We start from the raw sequence: 19,107 nt of genomic DNA on the forward strand, positions 1-19,107 counted from the left end.
GGAATGGACGCCGCTGCGCGCGGCGCCCAAGCCGCGGAGCAGCCCGCAGGGTCAGCGGGACCCGGCACGGCCGGCGGTCCCGCATCCGCGCCGCCGGCTGCGCCGGGGCCTTCCGGCCGGGCATCCGCCGAATCCGGCGCCTCCGGCAAGATCAACCGGCTGCTTGCGGCCAAAAACCGCCGCCGGTAGCCCCTATGCCGCCGCCGCGCCCCGCTGGACATGGCGCCGCCGCGGCGGTACAATGCTTGTGAGCGGCATCACACAAGCTTGCGAAGGAGGCGCGCGAGGTGGATTTTTTTGCTCGGATTGCCGAGGATAAAATCAAGGAAGCGATGGCCCGCGGCGAGCTGAGCAATCTGCCCGGCGAAGGAAAGCCGCTCGAATTGGACGATCTGTCGCACGTGCCGGAGGATTTGCGAAGCGGCTATATCATGCTCAAGAACGCCGGCTTCGTGCCGGAGGAAGTCCATTTGGCCAAGGAAACGTTGGCGCTGCGGGATTTGATCCGCATGAGCCGCCATGACGGCGAGCGGGCGTCCTTGAAAAAGCAGCTGTCGGAAAAGCAGCTTCGCCTGCGCATGCTGATGGAGCAGCGCGGCATTTCGGACAGTTCGGCTTTTACGCAGTATGAAAACCGGATTCGGAACAAAATAGAGGGGGAATCGGAAGATGTATGAGGAATGGTCGGCTCAGGATCTGAAGGATCGGCTTGACCGCGGCGAGAAGCTGAACCTGGTGGATGTGCGCGAGCCAGAAGAATGGCGGGAGGGGCACATCGCGGAAGCGCGCCATATCCCGTTGTCGCAATTCACCGAGCGTGTCGGCGAATTGCATGCGGAAGACGAGGATGCGCCGCTCGTTTTCATTTGCCGGAGCGGCAACCGCAGCGGCCGCGTATGCGACTATTTGTCCCAGCAGGGCTATACCGTCGTCAACATGGCGGGCGGCATGCTGGCCTGGCCGGGTGACGTCCGAACCGGAGACTGATCCGGCGGCGGGCGTCCTGTCCCGTCCGGCTGGCCCCATTTTCCAAGCAACCGTCAATTCATTGAATCGAGAGGAGTTGCGCACGCATGATCACCATTACCCGCGCGCCATGATGCAGGGCTGGGAGTCGATGAAGCCGTCGATCGTGTTCCAATGCGACGATATCGACGGAACGTACGAGCGGATGAAGGCCAACGGCGTTAAGTTCCTCGAGGCGCCGAACAAAATGCCGTGGGGCACCTACGCGCGCTTCGCCGACGAGGACGGCAACGAGTTTTTGCTGAAAGGTTAGTCCTCCGCCTGCGCGACGAGCTTGCATCAAACCCGGCTCATTAACGGACCCGTTTCCGCTATTGAGCCGAATTTTTTCGGGTGACATTTGAAAATCAATTTTAGTGAACATTCATTGCTTTTGTTATAATGAATTTGAGGTGATCGGCATGAACCCGTTAAGCGATCAAACGAAAGAGGAAATTCTCCAAGCGCTTGAAGGCAAGAAATTGGGACTTTTCGTTGTGAAGGGCAAATTGGTTTCCGTGGGAGTGGAGAATTTCATATCAAACGAGGAAGATGATTCCGAGTTGGACTTGGCCCAAGAAATTGAGATGTATCCTGAACTTGAAGCTTCTCTGCAAAGATATTTGGATAATCCCGACATGAAAGGGTATACGGCCAGCGAACTGAAGGAGAAGCGCCGTGCCAGAAGAAGATAAGCGACCTTTCCGGATTGTTTTTAAGGGTGAGTTTGATATGTGCTTGGATCGAATCGCCGCTTTTTTTTCGGAACAAGGACTTGAACCGTTGCAATGGTGGTATGACAAAGAAATCGAGATAATCGACCATATTGAGCATATGCTAACATTTAATCCGTATGTCGGGCATGTAGTCGAAAAGGGCAGCTTTAAAGGGCTTCGGCGAATTACCTGCGGGAAAAGCAGGCATATACTGTTGAACTATTTGATATATTATGCCGTTCACGAACAAGATCGCGATGTGGATGTAATTAATATTTTACCTTCAAGAACGAAGCGAAAACGCGTGACAGAGTAGAACACTTTTTTATAGGCTGGCAACCTTTAAGACGCGAGGGGCGAAGTTCGTCTTCTCAGCGGTAAGAGGGCCGAGAAAAAATTCAACTAATACTTGCATTTTACAACCATTAGCGTTATACTCAGCATGAGGTGAACGGGATGGAAGAATTGCGCAGCACGATCCAGACGATGGCGAGACGGTTCGGTTTTCTGAATAAAAATTGCTGCGTAGTCGCCGGCTGCGATATTTCGCTCGTCCAGAGTCATATCCTGTACGAGATCGATCGCCGGCACGAGCCGTCGATGCAGCAGGTGGCGAATGCGCTGGGGATGGATGTGACGACGTTCAGCCGGCAGATCCAGTCTTTAATCAAGATGAAGCTTGTCGTCAAAACCGCTTCCTCCGCGGATCGCCGCGTCTATTTGCTGAGCCTTACGACGGAAGGCAAGTTTGCGGCCACGGCAATCGACGAAGAAATGAAACGTTACTTGAACGAGGTCTTTTCGCGCATGAACGAGTTCGAGCGTGAGACGGTCATTCGCTCGCTTAAGCTGCTGAATGACAGCATGGCGAAATCCAGCGTATGCTGCAGCCCGTTCATGTAAGCGTGCTTTTGTTATCCTATACTTGCATTATGCAAGTATTTAGGGATATATATCTTATTTAGTGGAGGTGATTCCAATGGCACAACCGATCGTTATGATGGCTGATGGCTGCTGCGGCGGAACGGGCGGACGTTAAGGCATTTTTGCATCCGATTGGCACAAAGAGCGGTTCGGCGTACAGCCGGACCGTTTCTTGTGCATTTGGCAGAGCAACGGATATTGTCGATATAGACAACTTTTATCCGGTAGTGGTATAGTAACTCTTGCAATAATCGAATAGGTTTGGATACGGGTGCCGAACGTTCCGCAAGGGACGACAGGCATAATAGGGAAGTCCGGTGAAAATCCGGCACGGACCCGCCACTGTAAGAAGTCCGGAAGGCACCAAAGCCGTCCGCAAGCGAGCGCCATTCAAGTCACTGGGCAACCGGGAAGACGGCGCGCGTGAGCTTCGAGTCAGGAGACCTGCCCGCATCGTGAACGCTACCTACGTGGACTTAGGGAGGTGTTGGAATATGGCCCGCAGCCGCTATCCGCACGGTGTACCGCCGGATCGGAGCAAGCTCGGCGAACCGGCGACCGGGGGACCATAGCATTTCCGACACGAATCGGGAATGCTTTTTTTTATTTTCCAGCAAGAATGCGACGATTACTTTATAACCGGAAATGGAGAAGATGAACACGATGAACGACCGATTGGAACGCAAATTTACAACTGCGCGGGCAATCCGCTTGCTTATGATCGCTTTGCTGGCGATGGCGCTTACTGTGCTTGCCGCTTGCGGCGCCGGCAGCGACAATGCCGCGAACGGCAGCGGGGTGAACGGCAGCGCCGGGCAAACCGAGAACGGAACGGCGAACGGCGATGCGGGTGAAACGAACGACGGCGGCCAAGCCGCGAACACGGCGGAAAAGGAGCCGGCCGACACGGCCGACAGCGCCGAATCCGCCGCCCAGACGACTTACCCTCTGACGCTGACCGATGCGACCGGCACGGAGGTCACGATCGCCGAACAGCCGGCGAAGGTCGTATCGATTACGCCGAGCGAGACGGAGATTCTGTTCGCGATCGGAGCCGGCGGCGCCGTGGCGGGCGTCGACGACAACAGCAACTACCCGGCCGAGACGGCGAACCTGCCGAAGGTCGGCGGCTTCAAAATGAACGTCGAATCGGTTGCCGGCCTCAACCCCGATCTGGTCGTCGCCAATGCGAGCATCAACGGCCAGGTGGTCGAGGATCTTCGCGCGTTGGGCATCGTCGTGTTCGCCTCCCAGCCGAAAACGATCGACGAGACGATCGCCCATATCGAGGAAGTCGGCGTCATCGTGAACAAGCAGGCCGAAGCGAAAGCGGTGGCGGACAAAATGCGCGCCGACAAGCAGGCGGTCGTGGACGCCGTGAAAGGCGCCGAGCCGAAAACCGTATACCTGGAATTCTCGCCGGGCTGGACGGTCGGCAGCGGTGAATTTCTCGACGAAATCGTGACCCTCGCCGGCGGCAAAAACGTGGCGAACAGCCAGCCGAGCTGGTATGAAATCGATCCGGAGGCCATCCTCAAGGCGAACCCGCAGGTCATCCTGTATCCGGAGATCGAGGGCGACACGACGATTCCCGACGCGATCAACAGCCGGCCTGGCTGGGATCAGATCGACGCCGTGAAAAACAAGCAGGTGTTCGCGGTTCCGAACGATCCGCTCGTGCGCGTCGGCCCGCGTCTGACCGACGGGCTTCGGGACGTGGCGAAAGCGATCCATCCCGACCTCGTTCAATAGCCGCATATGAAACTGAAAATCGTCACATACGGAGGAGCAGCGATGCTTCTCCTTGTCCTTTCCGCCGTCGTTTCGATCTCGATCGGCTCGGCCGGCTATCCGATCGCTAAAGTATGGGCCATTATCGTTCATCAATTGCCGTGGAATCGGGGAGAAGCCGTGGAATGGACGGCGCTTGACGAAGCGGTCGTCATTCAGGTTCGCCTGTCCCGGATCCTGATCGGAGTACTCGTCGGCGCGTGTCTCGGGCTTGCGGGCGCGGGCTTCCAGGGTGTGCTGCGCAACCCGCTCGCCGACCCTTATACGCTCGGCGTCGCTTCGGGAAGCTCGATCGGCGCGGCCTTCCTGATCCTGTTCGGGGTGCAGTCCGCCGTCGGCATCTGGACGGTGCCTTTCGTCGCTTTCGGGACCGGCATGGCGACGATATTCGCGGTGTTCTGGCTTGCCCGGCAGCAAGGGCAAATGCGAATCGAAACGCTGATCCTGGCCGGCGTCATCGTGCAGGCTTTTCTCGGCGCATTCGTCTCTTTCATGATTTCGATGTCGAACACCGTCGTCAACGAAATCCTTTATTGGACGATGGGCAGCCTGTCCAAGCGGAACTGGGAGCATGTCGCGCTTGTGCTTCCGTTCGCAGCGCTCGGTTTGCCTGCGATATCGGCATTCGCGCAGCCGATGAATCTGTTCGTCCTCGGCGAACGCCAGGCCGCCCATCTCGGCGTCAATGTCGAACGCACCAAGCTGACCGTGCTGACGATCTCGACGCTGCTGACGGCGGCGGCCGTGTCGGTATCGGGCGTCATCGGCTTCGTCGGCCTTGTCGTGCCGCATCTGATCCGTCTCATTGTTGGACCTGATTATCGGCTGGTCGTGCCGTTGTCCGCGATTGTCGGCGGCATCTATGTGCTGTGGGCGGACACGCTCGCCCGAACGGCGCTGAGCCCGAAGGAAATTCCGCTCGGCGTGCTGACCGCGCTGATCGGCGCGCCGTTTTTCGCGTATTTGCTGAAGCGCCGCAAAGCCGGCCTGAAGGAGGGCTGAAAACATGATCGACGTACGGAATGCGGTCAAACAAATCGGCGGCAGCCGTGTGTTGGACGGGGTAAGCTTCACGCTTGCGGAAGGCGGCATGTACGGCATTATCGGCCCGAACGGCGCCGGCAAGTCGACGCTGCTGTCGCTGCTTTCCGGCGTGGAGCCGGCCGGCGGAGGCTCGGTCAATCTGCGGGGAGAACCAGTGAAGGCATACAAAGGCAAGGATTTGGCGCGCTGGGTGGCCGTGCTGCAGCAGGAGGGACTGCCGGCGACGGCTTTCACCGTGCGCGAGGTCGTCGGCATGGGACGTTATCCGCATCAGAATTGGCTCGGCCACGAGGAGAAGGATGCCGGCGAGCTGATCGAAAGCGCGATGCGGACGCTTGGGCTGACGAAGCTGGCTGAACGGCGGCTGAGCCAGCTGAGCGGCGGCGAACGGCAGCGCGTCGCGCTGGCAAAGGTGATGGTGCAGGAGCCGGAGCTGATATTGCTGGACGAGCCGACCACTTATCTGGACATCGGCCATCAGGTTCAGCTGCTCGACGCGGTACGGGATTGGCAGAAGCAAAAAAGGCTGACGGCCGTCGCGGTGTTTCACGACCTGAATTTGGCGGCGCAATACTGCGACCGGCTGCTCGTATTGGCCGGCGGCAAGCTTGCAGCGGACGGCACGCCGGCCGAGGTGCTTACGGAGGAGACGATCAGCCGGGTGTACGGGACGGATCCGATCGTTCTGCGGCATCCGGACAATGGCGCTCCCCAGGTGCTGCTGAGACCGCGGGCTGCGCGCAAATCCGATCAGACATTCATGCCGCTGCGCGGCACCGCTGATGAATGAAAATTTTAATTTTCAAGGCAGAAAGCATCGTTTCTACGTTAGTCCGTTAGTGCTAATATTGACGCGCTCCGTTGGAATTCATCCAATGAAAACCAAGTTACGGATCTCTTCTTATCGTTTCACTGGATTTCATCCAGCAAAATTAAGCCTCCAGGGGGCTGTGAGTGGAAAGCGGCCGATTTCACTGGATACTTTCCAACATAAGCCGGCATCTACCGCTAAAACAAGCCGTTTGATTGGATGAAATCCAATCAAGTTTAAATGACTGTCATAAGAAGCCTGGATCCGTTGCCTCGACAAGCTGCAACAGACACATATGTCAGCCTGTCGCGACAAGTTGCGGGCGGCGTATGGCCCTTTTCTATAAAATGATCCCATCATCGTGAAAGGAGACCGTGTCATGGAGCTTGAATTGAAGCTGCGTCAAGTGTGCGAACGAATCGGACCGCTGGACGAAGCCGCGATGGCGGAAGCCGCCGCAAGGCTGGACAGCCTGACGAAGCCGCCGGGCAGTCTCGGCAGACTGGAGGAGATCGCCGTCCGGATCGCCGGGATCAAGGGCGAGGCGATGCCCGTGGCCGGGAGGAAGGCGGTGGTGGTCATGGCGGGCGATCACGGCGTGACCGCCGAAGGCGTCAGCGCCTACCCGGCGGAGGTTACGCCGCAGATGGTGATGAATTTTCTCGCCGGCGGCGCGGCCGTCAATGTGCTGGCCCGGCAGGCGGGGGCGGACGTTTATTGCGCCGATCTCGGCGTGAATGCGGAGCTTGCCCACCCCCGCCTGCTGGACTATAAGGTTCGGAAAGGAACCGCCAATATGTGCCGCGGACCGGCAATGGATCGCGAGGACGCTGTGCGGTCCGTTCTCGCCGGCGTCGAAATCGCCTCGATGCTGATTAAGCACGAGGGTTACGATCTGCTCGCGACCGGCGATATGGGAATCGGCAACACGACGCCGAGCGCGGCGCTCTGCGCGGTTTTCAGCGCAGCGGCCGTCGAGGACTCCGTCGGCCGCGGCACGGGCGTCGACGACGAGCGGCTGCGGAGTAAAACAGCAGCGGTCCGCAGGGCGATTGACGTTAACCTTCCCGATCCGTCCGATCCGATCGACGCGCTGGCCAAGGTCGGCGGCCTCGAAATCGGCGGGTTGGCCGGGCTCATGCTCGGCGCCGCCGCGCTTCGCCGTCCGGTTCTTGTGGACGGCTTCATATCGACGGCGGCCGCGCTCGTCGCGGCACGGCTGTGTCCGGGAGCCGTCGACTATATGATCGCCTCGCATCTGTCGCACGAGCGCGCGCACGGCGCGCTGCTGGAAGCGGTAGGCCTGCGGCCGGCGATTCATTTGGACATGAGGCTTGGCGAAGGGACGGGCGCCGTTCTCGGGTTTCATTTTGTCGAAGCGGCGCTGCGGGTCATGCATGAGATGGCCACCTTTGAAAGCGCGGGCGTATCGAAGGAATAGGAGGAATGGACGGTATGGCGGTACTGGTTACCGGCGGCGCCCGCAGCGGCAAAAGCGGGTTCGCCGAAGCATACTCGGCGCGGATCGGCGCACGCGGCCTCTATGTGGCGACGTCGGAGCCGTTCGACCGCGAAATGGCCGAACGGGCGGAACGGCACCGGCTGGACCGGGCCTCCTCGGGTTTCGAGTGGGAGACGGTGGAAGAACCGTTCGCTCTCGCGGAGCTGCTTGGACGATTGTCCTCGGCATACGGCGGCGCCCGGTCCGGGGAGCCCCCTGTCGTGCTCGTCGATTGCCTGACCTTGTGGCTGACGAACCGGTTGCTGGCTCTGGAGGAGAAGGAAGGCTGTACGGCGCGCGAAGCGGATGGCGAAATGGAGCGGCTCATCGACGAGCTCGTCCACGCGGCGGTGCGTTATCCGCATCCGCTTGTGCTGGTCACGAACGAGGTCGGCAGCGGCATCGTGCCCGACTACCCGCTCGGCCGGCGTTTTCGCGATCTGGCGGGCAGGCTGAACCGGCGCATGGCGGAAGTGTGCGACCGGGTTTTTCTCGTTACGGCAGGCATTCCGGTGGATCTAAAAAAGCTCGCGTTCCGGTTGGAGGAGCTGTAGCCGATGCTGTTCTACTCGCTGCCGGAAATCTCGCTCATGATCGCGCTTGCGATTGCCGTGGATTGGCTCGTCGGCGATCCGAAATGGCCGACGCATCCGGTCATTCTGATCGGCCGCCTGATTAAAAGGCTGGAAGGCCGGTTGTATCCGGAGACGGACGGTGTATTAAGCGCCGGGGCAATGCGTTTGCGGGGTGTCGCGCTGACTGTTTGCACGGTGATCGCCGCCGGGGCGGCGACGATGGCCGTCGTGTGGGCGGCGGCGCTTATTCATCCTTGGCTGGGCTTTGCCGTTAACGTTTGGTTCGTGTCCACGACGATCGCCGTCAAAGGGCTCAAGGATGCGGCGATGCTGGTCTATCGGCCGCTGAAGCGGGGCGATTTGGCCGAGGCGCGCAAATACGCCGGCTATATTGTCGGCCGGGATACGGACCGGCTCGATGAGCGGGAAGCGTCCCGCGCCGCGATCGAGACCGTGGCGGAGAATACGACCGACGCGCTTGTCGCGCCGCTTGTGTTCGCGCTGCTCGGAGGCGCGCCGCTCGCCATGCTGTACCGGGCGGCGAACACGCTCGATTCGATGGTCGGCTACAGGAACGAGCGGTACCTTCATTTCGGCTGGGCTTCGGCCCGGCTCGACGACATCCTCAATTATGCGCCCGCCAGATTGACCGGCCTGCTTATGATCGCGGCTGCCGTTCCGCTGCGGGGGCTGTCGCCCGTGCGCGCGCTGCGGGCGATTGTGGTTTTCGCCCGTCTGCACCCGAGCCCGAACAGCGGCATCCCGGAAGCGGCGGCGGCCGGCGCCCTCGGCATCGAGCTCGGCGGCGTCAATTCGTATTTCGGCGTCCGCAGCGAGCGGGCGCGGATGGGTTGGCCGCTTCGTTCGCTGGAGACGGAAGATATCGTAAAGACGGTCAGGCTGTTGTATGCTGTCAGTATGCTGCTTTTTGTCTGGGGGCTGACGACATGGTGGATCACGCGATAAAATCGGCGCTTCGGCATGCGGCCGCCGCGATTCAATTTCTGACCCGCTTCCCGCTGCCGATTACGGTGCCTTTTGAGCGGCGGACCGCGGCGGGCAGCGTCGTCTATTTTCCGCTGTGCGGGGCGCTGATCGGCGTGACGGGGGTAGGCGCGGCTTACCTGCTGCTGCTTGCGCTTCCGCCGCTGCCGGCGGCGGCCTTGACGCTGGCGATATGGACCGCGTTAAGCGGCGGGCTCCATCTGGACGGCTGGATGGACACGGCGGACGGCGTGCTCAGCCATCGGCCGCGCGAGCGGATGCTGGAAATTATGAAGGACAGCCGCGTGGGCGCGATGGGCGTGATCGCAGGCGTCCTGCTGCTGCTGCTAAAATTCGCCGCGCTGGTTTCGATCCTCGAATCCGGTCTTCGTCCGGCGGAAGCGGCCGCTCTGATCTGCATACCGGTATGGAGCCGCTGGTGGATGGCTGCCGCGATATTCGGCTGGAAGTACGCCCGCGGCGAGGAAGGGCTCGGTTCGCCTTACCGGGATGTCCGGGCGGGGCATGCGGGGCGGTCGGCTGCGGTCGGAGCGGTCATTACGCTGATTGTACTGGCTGTCGGCGAACTGTCGGGCGCGGACAGCCTTCCGGTCGCGGCGGAAGGAGTTGCCGCGCCGTTCGCGGGACTGCTGTCGATCGCGCTGTGGCCGGCCGCGGCCGCGGCGTTCGGCTGGCCGCTTGCCGGCTGGCTGAACCGGAGGCTCGGCGGCTTGACCGGCGATACTTACGGCGCCCTGAACGAATGGGTGGAGGCCGGTTTGCTGCTGCTCGCCGTTGCGCTTGTAGCCGGCTGATCCCGGCGCTCCTCTCCCGCCGCGCGCTGCGGCGGCGCAAGGCGGTGTCGACCGGACGTTGCATAAAGAGTAGATCCATAAAGATTAGATCCATAAAGAGTACGAAGTTTGTTGAAGGAGGCGGCGCGGCATGCTGGAGCAATACGGCCATGGCGGCGATCTGTTGACCGCACAGCGGCTGTTCGGCAGTAATGCCGGCGAGTTTCTCGATTTCAGTTCCAATATGAACCCTTTGGGACCGCCGCAAGCGGTCTTTTCGGCTATTGCGGCGTTCGGCGCGGGGATTGCCCGCTATCCCGATCCGGCCTCGCGGCGGTTAACGGCCCGTCTCGCGGAGCTCCATGAGATTGAAGAGCCGAATGTGCTGATCGGCAACGGAGCGGCGGAACTGATCGATTTGGCGGTTCGGGCTTTGCGTCCGGAGACGGCCGCCGTACCGGCGCCGAGCTTCTCCGAATACGGCGATGCCGTGCGCAAGTCCGGCGGGACGGCGGTGCCGGTCCCGTTGCGGGCGGACAACGGCTTTGCCGTTGACGAGGCGGCGGTCCGGCATGCTATGGAAACGCACGGCAAGCCTTCGCTCTGGTTTTTCGGTTCGCCCAACAATCCGACCGGACGGCTAACCGATCCGAAGCTTGTTCGGCGTCTGGCCGATGAAGGCCACACGGTTGTGCTCGACGAGGCGTTCATCGATTTTCTGCCGGATGCGGAGCGGTTAACGCTGATCCGGTCTGCCTGTAAAACGCCGGGGCTGATCGTTCTCCGCTCGATGACCAAGCTGTACGCGGTTCCCGGAATAAGGGTCGGATACGCGGCCGGACACCCGGAAACGATCGCTTACATGCGGGATCTGCAAGTGCCTTGGAGCGTGAATGCGCTGGCGCAGGCGATCGGAGAAGCGGTCCTGGACGACAGGCCGTTCGTCGAGAGGACCGTTGCCTGGCTGCAGGGCGAGCGTCCTTATTTGGCCGAACGCTTGAGCCGGCTCGGACTTCGCGTGATTCCCGGCGCGGCCAACTTTATCCTGTTCGAGCTGCCGCCGGAGAGCGGCATGTCGGCGGCGGATTTGCAGCGGGAGATGGGGCGGCGCGGCGTGTTGATCCGCGATGCTTCGCGGTTCGACGGATTAGGCGCCGGCTATTGCCGGGTGGCGGTCAAGCTGCGGGCGGACAACGACCGGCTTGTAGAAACGCTGAAGGCATGTCTCGGCACGAATCCGCAGCCGGAGGAGCCGGCGAACAGGGCCGCACCGAACACCGCCAAGCCGGCATATAAAGCCGCGCCAAACACCGCCCGGCCGGCGCGCACGCTTATGATCCAGGGCACCGCCTCGGACGTCGGCAAAAGCATCCTGACGACGGCGTTATGCCGGATTTTCGCGCAGGACGGCCTGCGCGTAGCGCCGTTCAAATCGCAAAACATGTCGCTCAATTCCTATGTGACATGGGACGGCAAGGAAATCGGCGTCGCCCAGGGGATGCAGGCCGACGCATGCGGGATCCCGGCCGTTACCGATATGAATCCGATTCTGCTAAAACCGACGGGACACATGGCCTCGCAAGTCGTCGTCCATGGCGTTCCGCTGCGGGATTACGACGCGCGCGCCTATCGCGAGCAGTATTTGGCCGAGGCGGAGCCGATCGTGAAGGAGGCGCTGGCCCGGCTGCGTTCGGCGTACGACGTCGTGGTGCTGGAGGGCGCCGGAAGCCCTGCGGAAGTGAATCTGAAGGACCGGGATATCGTCAATATGAGAATGGCCGGCTGGGCCGAAGCCCCGGTGCTGCTTGTCGCCGACATCGACCGCGGCGGCGTTTTCGCTTCGATCGTCGGCACGATGGATATTCTGGAGCCGCATGAACGGGATCGTGTCGCGGGCTTCATCGTCAACAAGTTCAGGGGCGACGCGTCGCTGCTCGCGCCGGGAATCGAATGGCTGGAGAAGCGGACCGGAAAGCCGGTGCTCGGCGTCATTCCCCATCTAGACGCGCTCGGGCTGGAGGACGAGGATTCGCTCTCGCTCGACGCCCGCCGGCGCGGCACAGGCCCGGTGCCGCCGGGACAGCGCGGCGGGACCGAGGCCGAAGATGCCGCTGACGGGCAGAAGCTCGACATCGCCGTTATCCGGCTGCCCCGTATTTCCAATTTCACCGACTTCGATCCGCTTCACTTCGAGCCGGATGCGTCCGTTCGCTACGTCACGGATGCGGAGTCGCTCGGCGAACCGGATGCGGTCGTCATTCCGGGCAGCAAAAACGCCGCGGAAGACATGCGCTTCCTGCGCGGCTCCGGATTGGCGGACGCGGTGGACCGTTACGCCCGCGGAGGGGGGGCGGTGGCCGGGCTGTGCGGCGGCTATGAGATGATGGGCCGCATGCTGCTTGATCCGGACGGGGTCGAGTCAGGCCATACCGAAACGGCGGGCTTCGGCTGGTTCCCGTTTCGTGTCTGCTTCGGACGGAGCAAGCGAACCGTGCGGGTAAGCGGAACGGCGGCCGTACCCGGCTGGGCCGGCGACGGGCTCCCCGTTATCGGCTATGAAATCCATATGGGCCGGATCATCTACGACGAACCGTGCATGCAGCCTTTTGCGCTGAAGGAAACAAGCACCGGCACGGAGGCATGCGCCGAAGCTTACCGGGAAGGCGTCAGCAGCCCGGACGGCCGCCTATGGGGAACATTCATGCACGGCGTGCTGCATAACGACGATTTTCGCCGCTCGTGGCTGAACGCCCTGCGCAGGGCCAAAGGCCGACCGCCGCTGCCCGCTTCGCTCCGGTTCCGGGAGCGGAGGGAAGCGGCGTTCGACAGGCTGGCCGAGCATGTGCGGCGTCATCTGGACCTGCCCCGGATTCGGGCGATTGCGGGTCTGGAGGAGAAAGCATGACGCAGCCTTTTCGCGCCGGCCATGAGTACCGCCCTTCCATCTGGCCGTCTCTTTGCTTTTCTTTCAGGGACGATCGCATTGCCGCAAGCGACGCCGGGACGACGTTCAGAAGCGCCGGCAGCGCTTACTACAACGGCGGGCTGCGCTTCCGAGATCGGCAACGCCGTCGGCCGGCTCGTCTATGCGACCGTGCGCGAAGCGGCGGCTACGCAGCATGAGCCGTGAAGGCCGTCCGTCCCAGACATCGCGCTCCGTTTTTCATGTGCTATAATTATTGGCAGCATGTAACGGAGATCAGATGGATGCTCTAATAGGATAGGGGTGACGCGACCGGTGCTGCGAATTGCCGCTCTAACGACTCAAAGGGAGATCCGGTTCCTGAACCGGCTTGAAGAAACGAACGACGAAGCGTTCGTCTGGTTCTGGGCGGACATGTCCGAGCCGACAGATTCGGAAACGCGGCTGCTCGATACGTTTTTTCATTTTCATCCGCTCGCCGTTGAAGACTGCCTGCACCTGCTGCAGCGGCCGAAGCTCGACCATTATGAAGGGTTCCATTTTTTCGTTCTGCACGCCATCGATCCCCGGCAGCTGGGGGTGGAGGAAGTCAACCTTTTTCTGACCGGCCGGTATATGGTCACCTACCATTCGCTTCCGTCCAAAGCGGTGGACGAGGCATGGGCGAAGCTGGCGCAGCATCCGGCATCGTTCGCCAAAGGACCGGTATACGCCGCTTACGCCGTGATGGACAAATTGGTCGATCACTATTTTCCCGCCGTGTACGAACTGGAGGACCTGATCGCCGACATCGACGCGGCCGACAGACGGGGACGGAGCAAGCAGGTGATGGACGACGTCTTCGACATCCGCTCAAGGCTTCTTAAGCTGCGGAGGACGATCGTGCCGATGAGAGAGCTGCTGTACCGGGTTATCAATTCCGAGCGCATCGCGGGCGCCCGGGAATATCACGCGTTCTATACCGACGTTCACGACCATTTGCTCAAGCTGTCGGAGATGATCGAGTCCAATCGGGATTTGACCGCCGATATCCGCGACAGCTATCTCTCCTACAACTCGGACCGGATGAATACGATAATGAAAACTTTGACGGTCATCACGACGATCTTCATGCCGCTGACATTCATCGCAGGGGTATACGGCATGAATTTCATCTATATGCCCGAGCTGCAGTGGCGGTGGGGATATTTTGCGGTGCTTGCGGCCATGATCGCCGTCGGGCTCGGCATGTTTGCCTGGTTCAAGCGCAAGGGCTGGTTTGATTGAAATGCTCAAGGAAGGCCTGACGCGCGGCTGCTGCCAGCGCTTTTTCCTTCACCGTGCTGTTTCTGCTTCCCTGTGCAAACGTTATTCGTTAATTTTAATTAATTTAACGTCCGTTGTTTGCGTTCGCCTTTTCCACTACCATTAACGTTATCGAACATTTTCTATTCAGGCGTTGGCCTGAGTCTTCCGGCCTTTCCGGCCGGGAGGCTTTTTTTTGATTACAGATTGTATATCCTTACGGGGTCTCCGAAAATGGTTGGATTTCGTACAACGAAAATCCAGCTGCCAAGCTCTTTTTTGTGCGCCCTTGATTTTAGCCGACGAAATCGAACGAAAAACTTGCTTTTGAACGAAAACGCCTCAATGGCGCCAACCGTGTTTGAGAAAGGGAGACGGTTGACCACTGTGGTGTTAAGGAGAAAAAGCTGAAGCGGGCATTCGTCCGGGACCGGCTTTTTTTTGCGCGGCGGAACCGGGCGAATCAAGCCTGCGAAGAACTTAAGTAAGGCAAGAGGATGCTTTTCCAATACGGCTTCGGACTGAGCGCGAAGGATGCGCCGGTGTCCAAGCTGCGCCCGGTGCTGTAACCGGGGGTATGGCGAAAGGCCCGGTCATGGTCTACAATGAGTAAAGATCCTATTGTATGCTTTGATGGGGCGCAGACGGAGGGAACGGATTGGCGGACCGGTTTCGCAAGCTCGCGGTGTTTGCCTGGCTACAGGCGTTGTCGTGTTTTTTTCCGGTCATTATATTCGGGGCGCTGGCGTTGACGAAGCGGTCGAGGTGCCGGGAATCGGCCCTTGTACGCGGGCTTCATGTATGCCAGTGTGGCGAGCTACATTTGCCAGGCTTGGCGGCGGCTTGATCTGCGTCTTTTGAAGTGGCCGGACGCCCGTCTGACAGTGGCGCTCTGCGCCGCGGTATACGCCAACTTTTTCACCCTTCATTACTGGTACGACATTCGGTGGCTGCTGACTGCGGCTATTTTCGTCGTGTTTTTCCGAACCTGGGTCGTATATCGCGTGGAAGGTGAGGATTACCGGATGCCGATGTCCCTGTCGTTCATACTGATCGCGTTCTTCATCTGGATCGGCGAAAATGTCGGCACCCTGCTCGGCGCATGGCGCTATCCCAATCAGGAGGGGGCTTGGGAGCTCGTGCATTGGGGCAAGCTCAGCTCCTGGTTTCTGCTTGTCCTTATCAGCGTGCTGATCGTGGCGGAGTTGAAGCGGATGAAGTCGGGACTGGGCGGAAAAGGAATGTTCCCGGCGAAAATGTAGCGGGCGCAAGGTACGTTGGACCGTTGCGTGCGGTGCCGGTGTAAGGCGCGAAATGCGAAGAGCGTTTTCTGAGGACCCGTGTGGGATACACGAATAGGGTACGTTGCGGGTTCAGGCGTGGGCGGATAGATCAGAAGAGTGGAGAGGGGGCTGCCGGTATGCCGGCATTGCCGATTGAAGCGGTGCTGCCGCAATTGGCCGATGCGCTGCGGGAGGGAGCCGGCGCCGTGCTGGTCGCCGCGCCGGGCGCGGGCAAGACGACGCGGGTGCCGCTGGCGCTGCTTGATGAGCCGTGGATGCGGGGCAAGCGCATGCTTATGCTTGAGCCGCGCAGGATGGCAGCCCGGGCGGCCGCGCACTATATGGCCGATATGCTCGGTGAAAAAGCCGGCGGCACGGTCGGCTACCGGGTCAGAATGGACAGCCGGGTCGGCCCGCGGACGAGAATCGAAGTGATTACCGAAGGCATACTGACCCGTATGCTGCAGGATGACCCCGGGCTGACGGATGTCGGCCTGGTTATTTTTGATGAATTTCACGAACGGAGCTTGCACGCGGACCTCGGATTGGCGTTATGTCTGGAATCGCGGCAGATGCTTCGCGACGATCTCAGGCTGCTGGTGATGTCGGCTACGATTGAAGCGGAGCCCGTCGCGGCGCTGCTCGGCGGCGCGACGGTCGTGGTGAGCGAAGGACGGCAGTATCCGGTGGAAACGCGGTTTTTCCCGAGGCAATCGGCGGAGGAACGGTTGGAGTCGCATACGGTCAGAGCAGTGAAGCATGCGTTGTCGGCGGAGGTCGGCGATTTGTTGGTGTTTCTTCCGGGTGAAGGCGAGATCCGGCGCGTGCAGCGGCTGTTGGGGCGGCTTGACGATGCTGTTGTGCTGCCGCTTTACGGCGCATTGCCGCAAGCGGAGCAGGATCGGGCGCTGGCGGCGGAGGAGACGGGGCGCAGGAAGGTGGTGCTCGCCACCTCGATTGCGGAAACGAGTCTCACCGTGCAGGGCGTGCGGATCGTGATCGATGCCGGGTTGATGCGGGTGCCGCGGTTCTCGCCTCGTACCGGTATGACCCGGCTGGAGACGGTGGCCGTATCGCGCGCGTCCGCCGATCAGCGGCGCGGGCGGGCCGGGCGGCTGGCCCCCGGTGTTTGCTACCGGCTCTGGTCGGAAGCGTTCGATGCGGGATTGGCGCCGAGCGGCAAGCCTGAGATTGCGGAAACCGATCTGGCGCCGACGGTACTGGAGCTTGCCGCGTGGGGCACGCCGGATCCGCGGGAGCTGCGCTTCCTTGATATGCCGCCGGAGCCGGCGTTCAAGCAGGCTTTGGAGCTGCTGAAGCTGCTCGGAGCCGTGGATTCGGACGGAAGGGTTACGGCCCATGGTCGGCGGATGGCGGGCGCGGGCGTTCACCCGCGCCTCGCGCATATGGTTTTGCGCGCGGAGCCGCTTGGCTTGGGCGGGCTGGCGTGCGAGCTTGCCGCGCTGCTCGGCGAGCGGGATGTGCTGTGCTGGCCGACCGCGGATGCCGCGGAGGCGGACGTGACGCTGCGGCTGCAGGCGCTGCGGGCCGTGGCTCCTTCGGCTTCGGCCGCGGAGGACAGGTGGTCGGTGGGAGCGGCAGAGGTTGCAGCGGCCGGCGCGCGTGCGGCGCTGGCGGAGGCGGCACTGCTGAAGCGGACGTTCGGGCTGCCGGCGGGCGTGTCGGACGGGTGCGATGACGATCGCAGCGGTCTGCTGCTTGCGTTCGCGTACCCGGACCGGATCGGCATGAAGCGGAAAACGGGCGGAAGCGGCACTGTCGGCGTTGGCGGCGGCGGCAGAGGCGCTGACATTAGCGGCGGCGGTGTTGGCGCAAGCAGCGGTGGAGGCGGCGCTTATCAGCTGAGCGGCGGGCGGGGAGCGGTGCTGCCGCGGCTGCAGCCGCTGTCCGGCGCGGATTTTATCGTGGCGGCGGAGTTGGACGATGCCGGCACGGACAGCCGCATCCGCTTGGCGGCCGCGGTGGAGTTGGCCGAGTTGGAGCGGCATATGGCGGACCGCTTTATTGAGGAGCGGAGCGTGTTTTGGGACCGCGAGGCGCAAGCGGTCCGCGCCCGGCATTATGTGCGGCTCGGCGCATTGACGATTAAGGAGACGATGGGCGTCAAGCCTTCGCCGGAGGAGTTGGCGCATGCGCTGCTCGGTGCCGTGCGGCAGGAGGGTCTGGGCGTTCTGCCTTGGACGAAGACTGCGAAGCAGTTGCTGGCGCGGCTTGCTTTTCTGCATCGGTTGGATGAGGGTTGGCCGGACGTTTCGGAAGATGCGCTGCTGGCGTCGCTTGAGGATTGGCTGCTGCCGCATTTGCACGGGATGAAGGGACAGGGCGATTTTCAGCGGCTGAATATGGTCGGAGTGCTGGAATCGCTGCTGCCGTGGGACAAGCGCCGGCAGTTGGATGAAGAGGCGCCGACGGCGATCACCGTGCCGAGCGGCTCGCGAATCGCGGTTGATTACGGCGATCCCGAAGCGCCCGTGCTTTCGGTAAAGCTTCAGGAAATGTTCGGCCTGCATCGGACGCCGACGGTCGGCTTCGGGCGGGTGCCGCTCACGCTGCACCTGCTGTCGCCCGCCCAGCGGCCGGTTCAGGTGACGCGGGATTTGGCCGGCTTCTGGAGCAGCACCTACTTCGATGTGAAGAAGGATCTAAAGGGACGCTATCCCAAGCATTACTGGCCAGACGACCCGACCGCTGCCACCCCGACCAACCGCGTGCGTCCGCGACCTTAATGTCGGTGAGGGAGCGAAAATTGCGCACTCGGCGTCAGTTGGTCGGCTAGCGTGATGCGAGGGAGCAAAATTCGCTGTCTCAATTGCAGTAACGTAGCAGGTTAGTTAATCTTTGTTCGAGGGAGTGAAATTTTAGCTCCCGATGCTGGCATTAACGAGAAAGACCTTCCCGTGTCGGAGTAACGATCGGGAAGGTCTTTTGGGTTGACTATCTGGAACGTCCGCCACGACCGCCGGGACCGCTTCTGCCACGACCGCTCGGACTGCTGCCGCGTGAACCTCCGCGTCTGTCGGAGCGCTGCCGTCCTGTGGCGGAGTTACTACGGCTGTTGCCGGCGCCGTGTGAAGCAGAGCCGGTGCCGCGTTCTCTTGAAGCGGCAGCGCGCGCGCCGCCTCGTGCCTCGCCGCGTCCGGCGCCGCGCTCGGCAAAGTCAGTACCGCCGCGACTACCGCCTCGCGCATCAGAGCGACCAGGGCCACGGCCAAGACCGCCCGCTTCGCTCCGTCCGGCAAAGCCGGCACTATCTCGACCGCTCCCGCGGGCATCGGAACGTGAAGCGCCGCGCCCAGCTTCGCGTGCTTCGCCGCGCTCGGCAAAACCTGCGCCGCCGCGACCGGCGCCCCGTGCGTCGGATCGTCCTCCGTCGCGCCCGTATCCGCGCGTTTCGCCGCGCTCCGCGCCGCCACGGCCTCGCGCGCCCGCCGCATCGCTGCGTGCCTCGCCG

General features: G+C 61.6%; 18 protein-coding genes, 2 pseudogenes and 1 riboswitch. Of the genes and pseudogenes, 19 read left to right on the top strand and 1 reads right to left on the bottom strand.

Going from position 1 to position 19,107, the window contains the following annotated elements; translation table 11 throughout:
- The 19 genes and pseudogenes from RWM61_RS17285 to hrpB all read left to right on the top strand — a co-directional run.
- Positions 1 to 189 (top strand): annotated as a pseudogene (locus RWM61_RS17285) (hypothetical protein); the annotation flags it as partial.
- A gap of 98 nt (positions 190 to 287) precedes the next feature.
- Complete coding sequence (locus tag RWM61_RS17290) at positions 288 to 677, top strand: DnaJ family domain-containing protein (RefSeq protein ID WP_314003082.1); 390 nt, start codon at positions 288 to 290, stop codon at positions 675 to 677.
- Positions 670 to 987 carry a rhodanese-like domain-containing protein gene (locus RWM61_RS17295; protein WP_314003084.1) on the top strand — a complete coding sequence of 106 codons (318 nt, stop codon included), beginning with the start codon at positions 670 to 672 and terminating at the stop codon, positions 985 to 987. The genes RWM61_RS17290 and RWM61_RS17295 overlap by 8 nt, the downstream gene beginning before the upstream one ends.
- A gap of 37 nt (positions 988 to 1,024) precedes the next feature.
- Entirely contained in the window at positions 1,025 to 1,279 is a 255-nt protein-coding gene (locus RWM61_RS17300; RefSeq protein WP_314003116.1) for a VOC family protein, read from the top strand.
- Positions 1,280 to 1,427: 148 nt separating this feature from the next.
- On the top strand, positions 1,428 to 1,700 hold the full coding sequence (locus RWM61_RS17305) for a hypothetical protein (RefSeq protein ID WP_314003086.1): 273 nt from the start codon (positions 1,428 to 1,430) through the stop codon (positions 1,698 to 1,700).
- On the top strand, positions 1,684 to 2,037 hold the full coding sequence (locus RWM61_RS17310; RefSeq protein WP_314003088.1) for a hypothetical protein: 354 nt from the start codon (positions 1,684 to 1,686) through the stop codon (positions 2,035 to 2,037). The genes RWM61_RS17305 and RWM61_RS17310 overlap by 17 nt, the downstream gene beginning before the upstream one ends.
- Before the next feature lie 140 nt (positions 2,038 to 2,177).
- Positions 2,178 to 2,624 carry a MarR family winged helix-turn-helix transcriptional regulator gene (locus RWM61_RS17315; RefSeq protein WP_314003090.1) on the top strand — a complete coding sequence of 149 codons (447 nt, stop codon included), beginning with the start codon at positions 2,178 to 2,180 and terminating at the stop codon, positions 2,622 to 2,624.
- 273 nt (positions 2,625 to 2,897) lie between these two features.
- A riboswitch (cobalamin riboswitch) is annotated at positions 2,898 to 3,112 on the top strand.
- Positions 3,113 to 3,308: 196 nt separating this feature from the next.
- Entirely contained in the window at positions 3,309 to 4,397 is a 1,089-nt protein-coding gene (locus tag RWM61_RS17320; RefSeq protein WP_314003092.1) for an ABC transporter substrate-binding protein, read from the top strand.
- Between the two features lie 6 nt (positions 4,398 to 4,403).
- On the top strand, positions 4,404 to 5,438 hold the full coding sequence (locus RWM61_RS17325; RefSeq protein WP_314003094.1) for an iron ABC transporter permease: 1,035 nt from the start codon (positions 4,404 to 4,406) through the stop codon (positions 5,436 to 5,438).
- A gap of 4 nt (positions 5,439 to 5,442) precedes the next feature.
- The gene (locus RWM61_RS17330) at positions 5,443 to 6,270 is read left to right on the top strand and encodes a heme ABC transporter ATP-binding protein (RefSeq protein WP_314003096.1); all 828 of its coding nucleotides are present in this window, start codon (positions 5,443 to 5,445) and stop codon (positions 6,268 to 6,270) included.
- Between the two features lie 400 nt (positions 6,271 to 6,670).
- On the top strand, positions 6,671 to 7,732 hold the full coding sequence (cobT, locus tag RWM61_RS17335; RefSeq protein ID WP_314003098.1) for a nicotinate-nucleotide--dimethylbenzimidazole phosphoribosyltransferase: 1,062 nt from the start codon (positions 6,671 to 6,673) through the stop codon (positions 7,730 to 7,732).
- Positions 7,733 to 7,746: 14 nt separating this feature from the next.
- On the top strand, positions 7,747 to 8,346 hold the full coding sequence (gene cobU, locus RWM61_RS17340; RefSeq protein ID WP_314003100.1) for a bifunctional adenosylcobinamide kinase/adenosylcobinamide-phosphate guanylyltransferase: 600 nt from the start codon (positions 7,747 to 7,749) through the stop codon (positions 8,344 to 8,346).
- Between the two features lie 3 nt (positions 8,347 to 8,349).
- On the top strand, positions 8,350 to 9,333 hold the full coding sequence (gene cbiB / locus RWM61_RS17345) for an adenosylcobinamide-phosphate synthase CbiB (RefSeq protein ID WP_314003102.1): 984 nt from the start codon (positions 8,350 to 8,352) through the stop codon (positions 9,331 to 9,333).
- Positions 9,315 to 10,166 carry an adenosylcobinamide-GDP ribazoletransferase gene (gene cobS, locus RWM61_RS17350; RefSeq protein ID WP_314003104.1) on the top strand — a complete coding sequence of 284 codons (852 nt, stop codon included), beginning with the start codon at positions 9,315 to 9,317 and terminating at the stop codon, positions 10,164 to 10,166. Before cbiB ends, cobS begins: the two co-directional genes overlap by 19 nt.
- A 130-nt stretch (positions 10,167 to 10,296) precedes the next feature.
- On the top strand, positions 10,297 to 13,050 hold the full coding sequence (locus tag RWM61_RS17355; protein ID WP_314003106.1) for a cobyric acid synthase: 2,754 nt from the start codon (positions 10,297 to 10,299) through the stop codon (positions 13,048 to 13,050).
- 78 nt (positions 13,051 to 13,128) lie between these two features.
- A complete protein-coding gene (locus RWM61_RS17360) occupies positions 13,129 to 13,275 on the top strand; it encodes a hypothetical protein (protein WP_314003108.1) in 147 nt (48 codons plus the stop codon).
- A 108-nt stretch (positions 13,276 to 13,383) separates the two neighbouring features.
- Complete coding sequence (gene corA, locus RWM61_RS17365; protein ID WP_314003110.1) at positions 13,384 to 14,334, top strand: magnesium/cobalt transporter CorA; 951 nt, start codon at positions 13,384 to 13,386, stop codon at positions 14,332 to 14,334.
- Positions 14,335 to 15,010: 676 nt separating this feature from the next.
- Positions 15,011 to 15,614 (top strand): annotated as a pseudogene (locus RWM61_RS17370) (DUF817 family protein).
- 158 nt (positions 15,615 to 15,772) lie between these two features.
- Positions 15,773 to 18,382, top strand: coding sequence for an ATP-dependent helicase HrpB (hrpB, locus tag RWM61_RS17375; RefSeq protein WP_314003112.1), 2,610 nt, complete (start codon positions 15,773 to 15,775; stop codon positions 18,380 to 18,382).
- A 132-nt stretch (positions 18,383 to 18,514) separates the two neighbouring features.
- On the opposite strand, the gene RWM61_RS17380 is transcribed toward hrpB, so the two are convergent.
- A partial coding sequence (locus RWM61_RS17380) for a hypothetical protein (RefSeq protein WP_314003114.1) occupies positions 18,515 to 19,107 on the bottom strand: 593 nt, incomplete at its 5' end.

The organism is uncultured Paenibacillus sp. (genome assembly GCF_963515335.1).
GTDB lineage: Bacteria > Bacillota > Bacilli > Paenibacillales > Paenibacillaceae > Paenibacillus_I.

Coding starts and splice junctions, on each gene's coding strand:
- hrpB (WP_314003112.1), top strand. CDS start 15,773: ATGCCGGCATTGCCGATTGAAGCGGTGCTGCCGCAATTGGCCGATGCG.
- RWM61_RS17325 (WP_314003094.1), top strand. CDS start 4,404: ATGAAACTGAAAATCGTCACATACGGAGGAGCAGCGATGCTTCTCCTT.
- cobS (WP_314003104.1), top strand. CDS start 9,315: ATGGTGGATCACGCGATAAAATCGGCGCTTCGGCATGCGGCCGCCGCG.
- RWM61_RS17305 (WP_314003086.1), top strand. CDS start 1,428: ATGAACCCGTTAAGCGATCAAACGAAAGAGGAAATTCTCCAAGCGCTT.
- cobT (WP_314003098.1), top strand. CDS start 6,671: ATGGAGCTTGAATTGAAGCTGCGTCAAGTGTGCGAACGAATCGGACCG.
- cobU (WP_314003100.1), top strand. CDS start 7,747: ATGGCGGTACTGGTTACCGGCGGCGCCCGCAGCGGCAAAAGCGGGTTC.
- RWM61_RS17295 (WP_314003084.1), top strand. CDS start 670: ATGTATGAGGAATGGTCGGCTCAGGATCTGAAGGATCGGCTTGACCGC.
- cbiB (WP_314003102.1), top strand. CDS start 8,350: ATGCTGTTCTACTCGCTGCCGGAAATCTCGCTCATGATCGCGCTTGCG.
- RWM61_RS17355 (WP_314003106.1), top strand. CDS start 10,297: ATGCTGGAGCAATACGGCCATGGCGGCGATCTGTTGACCGCACAGCGG.
- RWM61_RS17320 (WP_314003092.1), top strand. CDS start 3,309: ATGAACGACCGATTGGAACGCAAATTTACAACTGCGCGGGCAATCCGC.
- RWM61_RS17330 (WP_314003096.1), top strand. CDS start 5,443: ATGATCGACGTACGGAATGCGGTCAAACAAATCGGCGGCAGCCGTGTG.
- RWM61_RS17315 (WP_314003090.1), top strand. CDS start 2,178: ATGGAAGAATTGCGCAGCACGATCCAGACGATGGCGAGACGGTTCGGT.